Here is a 13,675-nt window from a genome sequence, read left to right as displayed (position 1 = left end):
TGTAGCTCGTGCTCCTCTTCGGCGTGTTTGCTCCTGCTGGGATTGTGGTTCTTGTTTGGTGCCGCCGAGCGGCACTGCGGAGTCGAGCATCTTCGCGTGAGTCCCCAAGCATGGTGTCAATTGCTGTGGGCGGGGAGGGGAGTCTCGTCATCGTGGATGATGGAGAGCCACCGTGGGATGACCCGGTACTTCTGCTGCACGACTTCGGCCGAAGCCTGCGCCGATCGACCTGTCCTGCAGGCTTCGGCAGTGCATACTCGGGATGTTCTGGTTGTGCTTGCTCTGGGCGGCCGGTTGCGCGTGCTCGGGATGTTCTGGTTGTGCTTGCCGTGAACGGGGCGGTGGTGTGTGCTCGGTTGGAATCGGTGGTTTGTCTCAGGAGTCTGTGCCTCGATCGGGTTCTGGTTGTGCTTGCGCTGGGGGCGGTGGTGTGTGCTCGGTTGGAACCGGTCGTTTGTTCCAGAAGCCAGTGCCTCGGCAGGTTCCAGTCGTGCTTCCTCGGACGACACCTGACTCGCGGTCAGGCGCCGGCAAGTCGCGGCCATCACCACCATCGAGAGTGCACTCCAGAACAGACTCTGAGACCCATGGGCAGGTGGCACGCAGTCTTGTGGCGGCATGCTTTCCTGGCCCGATCCGCTGCACGGTGTTCTCTCGCGAGTCCCTTCGTGATTTCCGGCGTCCCCCTGCTCAGTTTCCCCGCGCATCTACCCAGGAGACTACACGGACCCTTACTAGAAGCCTTTCTCTGTGAAGGCATACGCCTTTCCCGGTGAAAGCACACGTCTATGTGCCTTTCTGCGTGGGGCACACGCCGTCCCTCCCGGACCTTTCGGCTGGGGCACAGTGAAATGTGGCCGGTCGGGTGCCTTCGAGGTAAACTGAGGTGATGCCACAGACAGAGATCATCAATCAGCTCGGCCAGGTGCTGGTCGCCGTCGTCACTCCCATGCGCGCTGACGGCGAGGTCGATTGGGCCGGGGTCGAGGCGCTGATCGACGATTGCGTCACTCAGGGAGCCGACGGGATCGTCGTCAGCGGTACGACCGGTGAGACGTCGACGCTCACCGATGCCGAGAAGATCCAGCTCGTGCGCACAGCGAAGCAGGTGGCCTCGGGCCGCGCTCGCATCATCTCGGGCGGGCCGTCCAATGAGACGGCACACGCCATTCAGCTGGCCCGAGAGTCTGAGGCTGCAGGCGCAGACGGCATTCTGCTCGTGACCCCGTACTACCTGAAGCCGACGCAGTCGGGCGTGCTCACGCACATCCGCATGGTCGCAGACGCCACCGACCTGCCGGTCATCCTCTATGACATCCCCGGGCGCGCCGGCATCCCGCTCACCTACGAGACCATCGTGCGCGCTGCGAAGCACCCCAACGTGGTCGCGGTCAAAGACGCCAAGGGCGACTTCGCACAAGTCTCGCGCGTGCTGAACGAGACCAGCCTGGCCTACTACTCCGGCGACGACACGCATGCGCTGGCCCACGCCGCGCTGGGCGCGGTGGGCGTCGTGAGCGTCACCGCCAACATCGTGTCGGCCGCCTACCGCAAGATGTTCGACGCAGTGAACGCCAACGACTTCGCGACGGCGCTCTCCGTGCATCGTGACCTCGAGCCGCTGGTGCGCGCGACCATGACGCACATTCCGGGCACGGTGTCGACGAAGTACATCCTGCATGGTCTCGGGCGCATCGGCAGCCCGCGTGTGCGGCTGCCGCTGGTCGGCCCGGAAGACGCCGAGGCCGCACTCATCGAGGCCGACATCGACGCGGTCGAGAGCATTCCCGGCGTCGACTTCACCGATTTCCGCCCCGACCGCAACGCAGCGGCCGGTGGGGCACTGCCGCGCATTCCCGGCGCGGCACGTCGCAACGCCTGAGCCGATCTGCCTGCGCATGACGCACGGTGCAGTCAGCGCAGACTGATCGCGAGCCTCTCGCAGGCTCTGGCGACGACAGATGTACGGGTCGTGCACGAGGCACGGCCATGAAGACGCGAGTCTCCACGTTGGAGCCGCAAGAAGCAAGGGCACGAGTGTGCCCATGGAAGGTCGGATTTGTCCGCTGTAGTCATCAACCAGCCACCGAAACTGCGCAAAGACACCCTGCGCATCATCCCTCTGGGCGGCCTCGGCGAGGTCGGACGCAACATGACGGCGTTCGAGCTCAACGGTCGTCTGCTCATCGTCGACTGCGGCGTGCTCTTCCCTGAAGACTCGCAGCCCGGCGTCGACCTCATCCTGCCCGACTTCGCACCGATCGCCGATCGCCTCGACGACGTCGAAGCGCTCGTGCTCACGCACGGTCACGAAGACCACATCGGTGCGGTGCCGTACCTGCTCAAGCTGCGCGACGACATTCCGCTGATCGGCTCGCGTCTGACGCTCGGCCTGACCGAGGCGAAGCTCAAAGAGCACCACATCACCCCGGAGTCGATCGTCGTCGAGGCGCGAGACAAGCTGACCGTCGGCGAGTTCGTGCTCGAGTTCTTCACCGTGACCCATTCGATTCCCGACTGCCTCGCCGTCGCCATGCACACACCGGCGGGCACGCTGCTGCACACTGGTGACATCAAGGTCGACCAGACGCCGATCGACGGACGCGTCACCGACTTCCAAGGTCTGGGACGTCTCGGCGCCGAGGGCGTCGACCTGCTGCTGATGGACTCGACCAACGCCGAGGTTCCGGGGCACTCCGACTCAGAGCGCAGCGTCGGCCCCGCCATTCGACGAGTGATCAGCGAGGCGAAGCAGCAGGTGATCGTATCGACGTTCTCATCGCACGTGCACCGCGTGCAGCAGATCGCCGACGCCGCGATCAAGGCGCGACGCAAGATCGTTCTGGTCGGCCGTTCCATGCTGCGCAACCTGACGATCGCCCGCGAGCTGGGCTATCTCAACATTCCGGACAACGCCCTGGTCGACCTCAAGAAGGCCGGCAAGATGCCGCGCGAGAAGCTCGTCTACATCTGCACCGGTTCGCAGGGCGAATCGCTTGCGGCGCTGTCTCGCATCGCCAACGGATCCCATCCTTCGATCACCGTCGAGAGTGGCGACACCGTCCTGCTCGCCTCGTCACTGATCCCGGGCAACGAGACGGCCGTCTCAGGCCTGATCAACAAGCTGATCGAGAAGGGCGCCGACGTCATCCACAAGGGCAACGCCAAGGTGCACGTCTCAGGGCACGGCAACTCGGGCGAGCTGCTGCAGTGGTACAACGTGGTGCGCCCGCACATGGCGATGCCGGTGCATGGCGAGGTTCGCCATCTGCACGCCAACGCCGCGCTGGCGGCCTCGACCGGGGTGAACCCCAAAGGCGTCGTCGTGGCGCACTCTGGTTCGGTCATCGACCTGGCCAAGGGTCGGGCGAAGATCACCGGTCAGTACCGCAACGACCACATCTTCGTCGACGGCTCGTCGGTGGGCGAGATCACCGAGGCCGACCTGCGAGACCGTCGCACGCTGAGCGCCGAGGGCTTCATCACGGTGATCATCGGCATCAACCTGACCGACGGCCACCTGGTCGTCGGCCCAGAGATTCAGGCACGCGGTCTCGCCGAAGACGACAAGGTGTTCGATGACGTCGTGCCCAGGGTCGAGCGTGCGATCGCCGACGTCTATGCCGAGGGCGAGCGCAACCCGCACGTCATGCAGCAGGTCGTGCGTCGCACAGTCGGCCGTTGGGTCAGCCAGCGGCTGCGGCGCAAGCCCATGATCGTTCCGATCGTGCTTCCCGCCGAGTCGATCGACGACGTCGAGATCGTCACAGAGAGCGACTGATCTCGTCTCTGCCGCCCGGACTCTTCCCGGTGCCGCCAGCGTGTACGCGTGCAAGCGTCTGCGGCTGGCGGTACCGTTGAGGCCATGGCTCGACAACCCCGAACGAAACCCGCTGCGAAGACGGCGAAGACCCGCGTGCTCAAAGACACGCAGAAGGGCGAGGCCAAGCGCGTGCAGACTGAGGGCGAGGGCTTCGGTCCGTTCGTGAGGCGTGCCTACATCGCGTGCGCCCATGGCGTGGGAGCCGCCGCACGCGCGTTCGCACCCGACAAGGTGCCAGCAGACGAACGCCGCGACGGCTTTCCCTTCGCGCTCTTCGTGCTGGCCGTTCTCGGTGTCATCGTCGAGTGGTTCCTGCCGACCTCCGCCGTCGGTCACGCCCTGCACACCGCGACGTTCGGCGCTCTCTTCGGCGGGTCGGCCACGCTGCTGCCAGTGCTCTTCTTCCTGCTCAGCCTCTGGCTCTTCCATCATCCGGTCAAGGCTGCTGAGACCGGTCGCATCGGCATCGGCCTCGGACTCTTCGTCGCCATGCTCGCCGGCCTCTGGCAGGTCGCGGCAGGCAATCCCGTTCCAGCGGACGACGGCCTCGAGCGTGTCGCCCAGGCTGGCGGCATCATCGGCTTCACCGTCGCATTCCTGCCGATCCGTCTCACCGTCTGGTTTGCCGTGCCGGTGCTCACGGTGCTGCTGCTGCTCTCGCTGCTCATCCTCACGAAGACGCCGCCGAACCGCATCCCGAATCGGCTGCGAGAAGCGTACGCCTACATGTTCGGCGTCGACCACGCCGCCCCGAACGATGCCGCCGACGTCGAGAGGCGTCCTGGTGAAGAGCTGCCCCCGACACGTCCGCTGCTGACGAGCGACCGTTCTGCAGAGACCCCGGAACAGCCCGGTCGGCGCACCCGCCCGAGCCGCGCCGAACGTAGAGCGAAGAAGGCCGCCGAGGCCGCCGAACACGAGGCGATCGAGAGTGCAGAGACCCCTGCCGCAGACGAAGTCGCCGCGCTCTTCGACATTCCAGACGAACCCGCCGCGACCGTCCATGCCGCTGACAACACTCACACCGAGGTGCTCAGCGAGGGCGAGCACGGTGCCGCTCCCAGCGACGAGCCAGACACCTTCGAGCCTGAGCCTGCCTCGTTCGACGACCCGGAGCATCCCTACCAGCTGCCCGACATCGCCCTGCTGAGCAAGGGTGCACCGGCTCAGGCGCGCACCAAGGTCAATGACGAGGTCATCGCACAGCTCACCGACGTGATGCAGCAGTTCGGCGTCGACGGCAAGGTGACCGGTTTCAGCAGAGGCCCGACGGTCACCCGTTACGAAGTCGAGCTCGGCCCGGGCGTCAAAGTCGAGCGCTTCACCGCGCTGAGCAAGAACATCGCCTATCAGGTGGCCAGCGCCGACGTGCGCATCCTCTCGCCGATCCCGGGCAAGTCGGCCATCGGCGTCGAGATTCCCAATCGCGACCGCGAGACCGTGCACTTGGGCGACATCCTTCGGTCACCCGCGGCGCAGAAGAGCCACCACCCGCTCACCATCGGTGTGGGCAAAGATGTCGAAGGCGGGTTCGTGCTGGCGAACCTCGCCAAGATGCCGCACCTGCTCGTGGCCGGCTCCACGGGGTCGGGCAAGTCGAGCTTCGTGAACTCGATGATCACCTCGATTCTGCTGCGTTCGACGCCGGCACAGGTGCGACTCGTGCTCGTCGATCCCAAGCGCGTGGAGCTCTCGAACTACGCCGGTGTGCCGCACCTGATCACACCGATCATCACGAACCCCAAACGGGCGGCAGACGCGCTGCAGTGGGTGGTCAAAGAGATGGATCACCGCTACGACGATCTGGCGAACTACGGCTTCAAACACATCGACGACTTCAACAAGGCCGTCGTCAACGGTGAGGTGCAGCCGCCTGCCGGCTCGAAGCGCGTGTTGCGACCGTATCCCTATCTGCTGGTGGTCGTCGACGAGCTCGCCGACCTGATGATGGTCGCACCGAAAGACGTCGAAGACTCGATCGTGCGCATCACCCAGCTCGCTCGTGCCAGCGGCATCCACCTGGTGCTCGCGACGCAGCGCCCGAGCGTCGACGTGGTCACCGGGCTCATCAAGGCCAATGTTCCGAGCCGCCTCGCGTTCGCCGTGACCAGCGTCACCGACTCCCGAGTGATTCTCGATCAGGCCGGCGCAGACAAGCTGATCGGGCAGGGCGATGCGCTCTTCCTGCCGATGGGGGCGAACAAGCCGGCCCGTGTGCAGGGCGCCTGGGTCGAAGAGGGCGAGATCCATGAGATCGTCGATCACGTTCGTCAGCAGGCGAACCCGGACTACCGCGAAGACGTCACGGCCGCACCCGAGGCCGAGAAGAAGCACATCGACGCAGACATCGGCAACGACCTCGAAGACCTGCTGGCCGCGGCCGAGCTGATCGTCTCGAATCAGTTCGGGTCCACGTCGATGCTGCAGCGCAAACTGCGGGTCGGCTTCGCAAAAGCCGGACGCCTCATGGATCTGCTCGAGTCTCGTGACATCGTGGGCCCCTCCGAGGGGTCGAAGGCACGCGACGTGCTCGTGACACCAGAGTATCTGCCGAACGTGCTGGCTTATCTTCGAGGCGAGCGCGACAGCATCTACGACTCCGATGACGACGGCGCCGACGGCGCTGCGCCGCCCTCTGCGGGCGGCGGTGCTCCCAGCGGCGGGCACCCGACCGGCTCTGCCGGCACTGAGGCCGGGCCTGCCCGCGACGATCGCAACGCCCAACACGCCACCAGCCCCGCCGCGGCCCGCGGGCACGTCGCCGGCTATGCCGGCCCCGACAACCACGCTCCCACAGGGCCCGACGCCCGAGGCGTCGATCCCAGCAAACCGGTGCTCTCGAACGACTTGGGCGATCTGGACGACGCCCGGCGGCAAGGCGGCTCGAGTCAGGACGCCTGGCAGCTGACAGGAAGATGATCCAGATGACCACACCCACACCGGCACGCTCGAGCGACGCGCAGCCGTCGCCCTGGAACCTGCCGAACACGATCACGGTCGTGCGCATCCTCTTCGCACCCGCGGTCTTCGCGCTCCTTCTGGTCGACGCTGCGGGGCCGCATGGCGGCAGTCTGCGCTGGTGGGCGACTGCGCTGTTCGTCGTGGCCATGGCCTCAGACGGCGTTGACGGTCATCTCGCGCGCAGCCGGGGGCAGGTCACCGACTTCGGCAAGATCGCCGATCCGATAGCAGACAAGGGCATGACCGGTTTGGCGCTCATCGGGCTGAGCATCGTCGGCGACGTGTGGTGGGCGGTGACGATCGTCATTCTGGTGCGCGAGATCGGCATCACGGTCTATCGCATCATCGCTCTGCGCTCGCACCTGGTGATCCCGGCCTCGCGAGCCGGCAAGCTCAAGACGGTGGTGCAGTCGGTGGCCATCGCCTGTGCCCTCGCTCCCTTCGCGCTGCACGTCGTCTGGTTCCAATGGGTGACGTGGGTGCTGCTCGCCGCTGCTGTGCTGCTCACGCTCTACAGCGGCATCGCCTATGTCGTCGATGCCGTTCGCGGGCACCGATCCCGTTCGGCCGTCGACGATTCGTCACAGTCAGGAGGCACACGATGATGGCAGAACAGCCGATCAGCCGCCAGGGGTTCATCATTCAGCACTACACGCGGCTCGGTCTCACCATCGCCGTCGCCGAGTCGCTCACCGCCGGTCTCGTCAGCGCCGCACTGGCAGATGTGCCCGGTGCATCGGAGGTGCTCGCCGGAGGCATCACGGCCTACCAGACGCCGCTCAAGCATCGACTGCTCGGCGTCGACAAGCAGCTGCTCGACGAACGAGGCGCGGTCGATCCACAGGTGGCCGAAGAGATGGCCCTCGGCGTGCGCGAGCGGCTGGCACAGGGGCCGCTGGTGTCGACGGTGGGCATCTCGACCACAGGAGTCGCCGGCCCCGACTGGCAGGATGAACAGCCTCCGGGCACAGTCTTCATCGGCCTGGCGTCGCAATCTGGCGTCACCCACTTCGCGCACCACTTCGGCGGCAGCCGACAGGCGATTCGCGAGGCGACGGTCTCAGCCGCGCTCGACCACCTCTGGGAGCACATCGACCTCGGCATGCGCTGACCGCCACCGCTCTGAGCGATGCCGTGCAGAGATCTCACCGACAGAGGAGTCTCATGACCGTCGATCCACTCATCTCGACCGCCGCCGCCGCCGAGCTCATCGACGAGCAGGGGCAGGCGGATGCTCCCCGTCTGGTGCTGCTCGACGTGCGCTGGCAGCTCGGCAATGACCACACCCATGACGAGTATCTCGCCGCGCACCTGCCGGGAGCGATCTACGTCGACCTCGACGACGAACTGGCTGATCCTGCCACACCGCAGCTCGGACGGCATCCGCTGCCGTCTGCCGAGCGCTTTCAGCGGGCCGTGCGCCGGTGGGGGCTGCGCCCCGACGACGTGGTGGTGGTTTATGACGATGTCAGCGGCACAGCCGCGACCCGTGCGTGGTGGCTGCTGCGCGACGCCGGCTTCGAGAGCGTCAGGCTGCTCGACGGAGTGCTCGCCAAGTGGCGAGCCGAGGGGCGACCATTGCAATCCGGTGACGTCGCAGCGGCCGACGACGGCACGGTGACCGTGCGCTTCGGCCATCTGCCGACCGTCACCATGGACGAGGCGGGCCATCTGCCGCAGCAGGGCACTCTGGTCGACATCCGCGCACGAGAACGCTACCGAGGCGAGAGCGAGCCGGTCGACCCACAGGCCGGTCACATCCCCGGAGCCGTGAACGCGCCGACCGATGAGAACCTCGCCGACGACGGCACGTTCCGCCCGGCGAGCGAGCTGCGCGACCGTTTCGCCGGCCTCGGCGTCGACGGCTCGACTCCCACGGCGGTGCACTGCGGGTCAGGTGTGTCGGCGACCCATACGATTCTGGCGCTCAGCATCGCCGGGATCGATGCGGCGCTCTATCCGGGCTCGTGGAGTCAATGGTCGTTGACACCCGGACGCCCCGTCGCGACGGGCCCGCTGACCTGACCCGCCTCGTGTGACAGCGCGTCGCGCCGGTGACGGTCGACGCCCCTGACGAGCCCGATCAGCCAGATCGCCAGCGTGATGGCGATCGTGCCGAGCAGCTGCCAGCGCGTCTGGTCGTTCCAGAGCATCAGAGCGGCGAACGCGGCGAGACCGGCCAGACCGATCCATGACAGCCATGGGTGCCACCACATGCGCAGCGTGATCGAGCCCTCGCGCTCGAGCTCACTATGCAGTCGCAGCTGCGAGGCGAGCATGCCTGCCCAGACGACCACGAGTGCGGCACCCACCAGGTCGAGCAGCACCGTGAACACCTGACCGGGAATCCACCAATTGAGGAACACGCCGACGAGCGAGAGCACGATCGAGACCATGACGCCGTTTGCCGGCACCTTTCGCTTCGACAGGTGCAGCAGGGGAGCGAACCCCTCACCCTGAGCGGTGAGCGAATAGGCCATGCGCGAGGTCGCGTAGATGTTCGCGTTGAACGCCGACAGCAGTGCGAGGGCGGCGATGACCTGCATGATGACTGCGATGGCCGGGACGTGGGCCAGCTGCAGCACTGCCACGAACGGGCCGTTCGGGCCGTTCACGGCCGGGTCGTTCCACGGCAGCAGGGTGACGATGACGAGCATGCTGCCGATGTAGAAGATCAAGATGCGCCAGAAGATGCTCTTGGTCGCCGCGCGGATCGCCTCGCGCGGTCGCTCGGCCTCGGCAGCGGCGATCGTGATGATCTCGATGCCGCCGAAGCTGAACATCACGGCGAGCAGTCCGGCGGCGATGCCGCTGATGCCCTGCGGTGCGAAGCCGCCGTGGTCGACCAGATTCGAGAAGCCCACCGGACCGTCACCCAGAACGCCGGCGATGAGGGCGACGCCGATGACCAAGAAGACCACGACAGTGGCGACTTTGACGCCTGAGAGCCAGAACTCGAACTCGCCGAAGCTGCGCACGCCCCAGAGGTTGACCACGGCGAACGCGACGACGAAGATGAGCGCCCAGACCCACTGCGGCACGGCCGGTATCAGCGAGTTGAGGATGCCGGCGGCGCCGCTGATCTCGGCGATGAGCACCATGATGAGCAGAAACCAGTAGAGCCAGCCGAGTGTGAAGCCCGCCTTCTTGTCGAAGGCCTGCGATGCGTACGTCGCGAACGAACCGGTCGAAGGGCGGGCCGACACCATCTCTGCGACGGCTCGCATCACGATGAGCACGAGTACGCCGGCGACGGCGTACGAGACGATGATCGCCGGGCCAGCTGTTGCGATGCCGGTGCCACTGCCCAGAAAGAGTCCGGCGCCGATGGCCGAGCCCAGGCCCATCATGGTCAGATGCCTCGTGCGAAAGCCGCCGCTCGGCTGCGTCGTGCTTGAGCTCGTCTCTGCGCTCGTCTGCCCGTCAGGCATGGGACTCCTCATCTCTCGGCGGGCACAGCGGCCTGTCGGAGGCCGCGATGAAGCTGGGAGCGAGGCGGTCTCGCTGCTCGGTGTGCCGCACGGATCTCGGACGAGTCTACTGCCGGGGCGTCGGGCGTGACCGGCACGGCGGCGTCGGGCTCGCCTGCGCGGCGCACTGTTACGTCGTGCGTCGGCTCGGCGGATGCTCGCTGATGTGTGCGGGTAAGGTCGCCGGGAACGAACGGAGAGGTGCAGGATGGCACAGCAGGAGAGCAAAGCGTACGGCAGGGTCTACCGGGAGAGCACCCCTGATGTGCTCAAGGCGTTCGGCGCGTTCAACGACGCCGTCTTCTCAGACCAGCGTGAGATCCCGGTCAAGTATCTCGAGCTGATCGCACTGGGAGTGGCATTCACCACTCAGTGCGAGTTCTGCATTGAGGGGCACACGGCGCGGGCGGTCGCAGCGGGCGCGACCGACACTGAGCTGGCCGAGGCCGCCTGGGTCGCTGCGGCGCTGCGTGCCGGGGGAGCCTATGCCCACGGGAGGCTGGCGTTCCAGGCCGCCGACGCGCACCGGCACTGAAGAGGACTCGACGTCTCGTGCGTCACAGTGCCACGAGCATGTGCCAGAGCCGTGGGAATAGCGCGCGATGCGCCCTCGTTGTATCGACCGAACCCCGTGGCAATCAGTGCTTGTGCATGAGCTGTCACTCTGCATACCTTGTCACCGGGGTGGGCTACTCTGGTTCGTAGCCGCACAGACAGGCTCAAGCGGGCCGGAGAGGAGAACCGATGGTATTGCTTCGGCAGGAGCTCGGTGACGTGCTCCGGGATCTGCGACAAGAACGCGGCCACACGCTTCGGCAGGTCGCCGGACGCGCCAGTGTGGCGCTCGGCTATCTCAGTGAGGTCGAGCGCGGGCAGAAAGAGGCCTCGAGCGAGATTCTGGCATCGGTCGCCGACGCGCTCGATGTGCCAGTCTCGCAGATCATGCGCCAGGTCAGCGACCGCATGGCGACACTCGAAGGCATTACGGCGCATCCCTTCGAAGACATGGCGGGCATTCCCGACACCATTCCAGACGAGCTGCTCGACGACGTCGACCGCTACGCTCCGACGGCGCGCTGAGCGCGGCGAATGCGCACCAGTCAGTTCTGGGAGTTCATCGAGAACGAGTTCGGCAGCGCGTACGGGCAGGTTCTGGTCGATGACCTCGTGCTCGGCGCCTGCGGCGACGTGACCGGCAGAGTCGCCTTGGCAAGAGGCGATGAGCCGCGCGAAGTCTGGCTGGCGCTGTGCGCCGCAGCCGATGTGCCCAAGAGCCGTTGGCACGGCGTCGACCCCAAGGCTGCGAAGCATCAGCGGCGTTCGTGAAGCGCTCCAGGCGCCGCTCGGGCTTTGATGACACGCAGCACGCTCTTCGAACACATCTTCGAATCATCTGCTAACGTTCTCTGCAGAACACGTCGTCGCCCATGGATCTCTCCACAGGCAGCCGACGTCGCACATGAATGTCAGTGGTCGGCTCTAGCGTGATCTTCATCACAGGATGTGAACGTCGACCAGAGATGAGGAAGCACATGGCTGCAGCAAATGATCGTCAGAAGGCGCTTGACACGGCGCTGGCACAGATCGACCGCCAGTTCGGCAAAGGGTCGGTCATGCGACTGGGCAGTGACGAGCGTGCGCCTGTCGAAGTGATTCCCACGGGATCGATCGCCCTTGACGCCGCCCTCGGCATCGGCGGGTTGCCACGAGGCCGAATCGTCGAGATCTACGGCCCTGAGTCGTCAGGCAAGACAACGGTGGCTCTGCACGCGCTCGCCAACGCCCAGAAGAACGGCGGCATCGCGGCGTTCATCGATGCCGAGCATGCGCTCGATCCTGATTATGCGCACAAACTCGGTGTCGACATTGATCAGCTGCTCGTCTCTCAACCCGACACCGGCGAGCAGGCGCTTGAGATCGCCGACATGCTGATTCGCTCTGGGTCGATCGACGTCATCGTCATCGACTCGGTGGCCGCGCTGGTTCCGCGAGCCGAGCTCGAGGGCGACATGGGCGATTCGCATGTCGGCCTGCAGGCTCGACTGATGAGCCAGGCGCTGCGAAAGCTCACCGGTGCGCTCTCGCATTCGAAGACCACCGCGATCTTCATCAACCAGCTGCGTGAGAAGGTCGGGGTGTTCTTCGGCAGCCCTGAGACCACCTCAGGCGGTAAGGCGCTGAAGTTCTACGCGTCGGTTCGTCTTGACATCCGTCGCATCGAGACGCTGAAAGACAGCGGCAGTGCGGTGGGCAACCGCACACGTGTCAAAGTCGTCAAAAACAAGATGGCGCCGCCGTTCAAACAGGCCGAGTTCGACATCCTCTACGGCGAGGGCATCTCCCGTGAAGGCAGCCTCATCGACTATGGCGTTGAGAACGGCTTCGTGCGCAAGTCAGGTGCCTGGTACACCTATGAGGGCGAGCAGCTCGGTCAGGGCAAAGAGAACGCTCGTCAGTTCCTCAAAGACCACACCGAGATCGCCGACGAGATCGAGACAAAGATCAAGGTCAGCCTGGGCATCATCGACGGGCCCGAGGCCGCAGAAGAGTCGAACGTCGAGTCGCTCGACGGCAAGCGCGTGGCGAAAGGGGCCTGATGAGTGACGACAACGTCGTCAGCCTGGGGACCTGGCGCAGAGACGCCGGCGAGCAGGTCGAGCCGGCTGCGACTGCTCCCGAGCATCGGCAGACGGGCGCGGAGGCCCGGGTGATCTCGCTCGCACAGCGTCATCGCGCCGCGCAGGGCCACGGTCTGGCAGAGGCTCCATCGCAGGCATCTGCGGCAGCCACGACGTGCAACAGCGGGCATCCCGGCGACGAACCCGCTGCAGACGCAGCGCTGGCCGGCGCCACCGACGCGGCGACGGCCCTCGGAGAGATGCTGGGAGCCGATCCCGAGCTGCTGCAGGCCCGCGCCGAGCTCGACCGTCTGCTGACGCGTCGCGACCGCACAGAGGCAGAGTTGCGCGGCGCGCTCTGCGCACATGAGATCGCTCCCTCGGCGGTCGACGCGGTGATCGCTGAGGCCCAGCAGCGCGGCGACATCGATGACCGGCAGATCGCCCAAGACATCGCTGAGCAGATTCTGCGGCGTCGAGGCCAGGGCACGATCGTCATTCGACGTGCGCTCGAAGAGCGTGGGCTCGACCGTTCGGTGATCGACGACACTCTCGCCGAGCTCGATGACGACCAGCAGATCGATCAGGCTGAGGCACTTGCACGCAAGCGGCTGCGCAGCCTTGGTGCCCAGCAGCCTGCGGTGCAGCGCCAGCGGCTCTCAGCGACGCTGCAGCGCAAGGGCTTCGACTCCGAGACGGTTCACCTGGCGATCGCTCGAGTGCTCGGCTGAGTTTGCCGGAGGCATCCTCCCAGAAGCCTCAGCACCCGGCAGATCCCCCAGATCAGCGGCGTTCGGCCCGAT

12 protein-coding genes are annotated in these 13,675 nt (G+C 66.0%); 11 read left to right on the top strand and 1 reads right to left on the bottom strand.

The features are described from left to right. Positions 1-889: 889 nt before the first annotated feature. The 6 genes from dapA to LRX77_RS02825 all read left to right on the top strand — a co-directional run bounded on the left by dapA (position 890) and on the right by LRX77_RS02825 (position 8,809). Positions 890-1,882: a 4-hydroxy-tetrahydrodipicolinate synthase gene (dapA, locus tag LRX77_RS02850; RefSeq protein ID WP_231831329.1), complete on the top strand. Its 993-nt coding sequence runs from the start codon at positions 890-892 to the stop codon at positions 1,880-1,882. A gap of 177 nt (positions 1,883-2,059) precedes the next feature. Next, positions 2,060-3,781 carry a ribonuclease J gene (locus tag LRX77_RS02845; RefSeq protein WP_231831328.1) on the top strand — a complete coding sequence of 574 codons (1,722 nt, stop codon included), beginning with the start codon at positions 2,060-2,062 and terminating at the stop codon, positions 3,779-3,781. An 84-nt stretch (positions 3,782-3,865) separates the two neighbouring features. Then, positions 3,866-6,742 carry a DNA translocase FtsK gene (locus LRX77_RS02840; protein ID WP_231831327.1) on the top strand — a complete coding sequence of 959 codons (2,877 nt, stop codon included), beginning with the start codon at positions 3,866-3,868 and terminating at the stop codon, positions 6,740-6,742. Positions 6,743-6,747: 5 nt separating this feature from the next. Continuing rightward, on the top strand, positions 6,748-7,389 hold the full coding sequence (gene pgsA, locus LRX77_RS02835; protein ID WP_231831326.1) for a CDP-diacylglycerol--glycerol-3-phosphate 3-phosphatidyltransferase: 642 nt from the start codon (positions 6,748-6,750) through the stop codon (positions 7,387-7,389). After that, on the top strand, positions 7,386-7,895 hold the full coding sequence (locus LRX77_RS02830; protein WP_231831325.1) for a CinA family protein: 510 nt from the start codon (positions 7,386-7,388) through the stop codon (positions 7,893-7,895). The genes pgsA and LRX77_RS02830 overlap by 4 nt, the downstream gene beginning before the upstream one ends. A 53-nt stretch (positions 7,896-7,948) precedes the next feature. Beyond that, the gene (locus LRX77_RS02825; protein WP_231831324.1) at positions 7,949-8,809 is read left to right on the top strand and encodes a sulfurtransferase; all 861 of its coding nucleotides are present in this window, start codon (positions 7,949-7,951) and stop codon (positions 8,807-8,809) included. Here the strand turns inward: LRX77_RS02825 and LRX77_RS02820 are convergent. Further along, positions 8,758-10,215 carry an amino acid permease gene (locus tag LRX77_RS02820; protein ID WP_231831323.1) on the bottom strand — a complete coding sequence of 486 codons (1,458 nt, stop codon included), beginning with the start codon at positions 10,213-10,215 and terminating at the stop codon, positions 8,758-8,760. The genes LRX77_RS02825 and LRX77_RS02820 overlap by 52 nt on opposite strands. Before the next feature lie 247 nt (positions 10,216-10,462). Between LRX77_RS02820 and LRX77_RS02815 the strand changes: the two genes are divergently transcribed. The 5 genes from LRX77_RS02815 (at position 10,463) to LRX77_RS02795 (ending at position 13,603) form a co-directional block, all read left to right on the top strand. Continuing rightward, the gene (locus LRX77_RS02815; RefSeq protein WP_231831322.1) at positions 10,463-10,789 is read left to right on the top strand and encodes a carboxymuconolactone decarboxylase family protein; all 327 of its coding nucleotides are present in this window, start codon (positions 10,463-10,465) and stop codon (positions 10,787-10,789) included. A gap of 209 nt (positions 10,790-10,998) precedes the next feature. Next, on the top strand, positions 10,999-11,334 hold the full coding sequence (locus tag LRX77_RS02810; RefSeq protein WP_231831321.1) for a helix-turn-helix domain-containing protein: 336 nt from the start codon (positions 10,999-11,001) through the stop codon (positions 11,332-11,334). A 9-nt stretch (positions 11,335-11,343) separates the two neighbouring features. Further along, complete coding sequence (locus LRX77_RS02805; RefSeq protein ID WP_231831320.1) at positions 11,344-11,580, top strand: DUF3046 domain-containing protein; 237 nt, start codon at positions 11,344-11,346, stop codon at positions 11,578-11,580. A gap of 206 nt (positions 11,581-11,786) precedes the next feature. Further along, on the top strand, positions 11,787-12,851 hold the full coding sequence (gene recA / locus LRX77_RS02800) for a recombinase RecA (RefSeq protein WP_231831319.1): 1,065 nt from the start codon (positions 11,787-11,789) through the stop codon (positions 12,849-12,851). Continuing rightward, a complete protein-coding gene (locus LRX77_RS02795) occupies positions 12,851-13,603 on the top strand; it encodes a regulatory protein RecX (protein WP_231831318.1) in 753 nt (250 codons plus the stop codon). Before recA ends, LRX77_RS02795 begins: the two co-directional genes overlap by 1 nt. Positions 13,604-13,675: the final 72 nt, after the last annotated feature.

Origin of the sequence: Pseudoclavibacter sp. 13-3 (genome assembly GCF_021168475.1) — a bacterium.
GTDB lineage: Bacteria > Actinomycetota > Actinomycetes > Actinomycetales > Microbacteriaceae > Pseudoclavibacter_A.
Note: the sequence above shows the minus strand (reverse complement) of the source record. Positions and strands in the feature narration are given on the sequence as shown.

Excerpts from the sequence above, each read along its gene's own strand:
- dapA (WP_231831329.1), top strand. The coding sequence starts at position 890 with ATGCCACAGACAGAGATCATCAATCAGCTCGGCCAGGTGCTGGTCGCC.
- LRX77_RS02840 (WP_231831327.1), top strand. The coding sequence starts at position 3,866 with ATGGCTCGACAACCCCGAACGAAACCCGCTGCGAAGACGGCGAAGACC.
- pgsA (WP_231831326.1), top strand. The coding sequence starts at position 6,748 with ATGACCACACCCACACCGGCACGCTCGAGCGACGCGCAGCCGTCGCCC.
- LRX77_RS02830 (WP_231831325.1), top strand. The coding sequence starts at position 7,386 with ATGATGGCAGAACAGCCGATCAGCCGCCAGGGGTTCATCATTCAGCAC.
- LRX77_RS02825 (WP_231831324.1), top strand. The coding sequence starts at position 7,949 with ATGACCGTCGATCCACTCATCTCGACCGCCGCCGCCGCCGAGCTCATC.
- LRX77_RS02820 (WP_231831323.1), bottom strand. The coding sequence starts at position 10,215 with ATGCCTGACGGGCAGACGAGCGCAGAGACGAGCTCAAGCACGACGCAG.
- LRX77_RS02815 (WP_231831322.1), top strand. The coding sequence starts at position 10,463 with ATGGCACAGCAGGAGAGCAAAGCGTACGGCAGGGTCTACCGGGAGAGC.
- LRX77_RS02810 (WP_231831321.1), top strand. The coding sequence starts at position 10,999 with ATGGTATTGCTTCGGCAGGAGCTCGGTGACGTGCTCCGGGATCTGCGA.
- LRX77_RS02805 (WP_231831320.1), top strand. The coding sequence starts at position 11,344 with ATGCGCACCAGTCAGTTCTGGGAGTTCATCGAGAACGAGTTCGGCAGC.
- recA (WP_231831319.1), top strand. The coding sequence starts at position 11,787 with ATGGCTGCAGCAAATGATCGTCAGAAGGCGCTTGACACGGCGCTGGCA.
- LRX77_RS02795 (WP_231831318.1), top strand. The coding sequence starts at position 12,851 with ATGAGTGACGACAACGTCGTCAGCCTGGGGACCTGGCGCAGAGACGCC.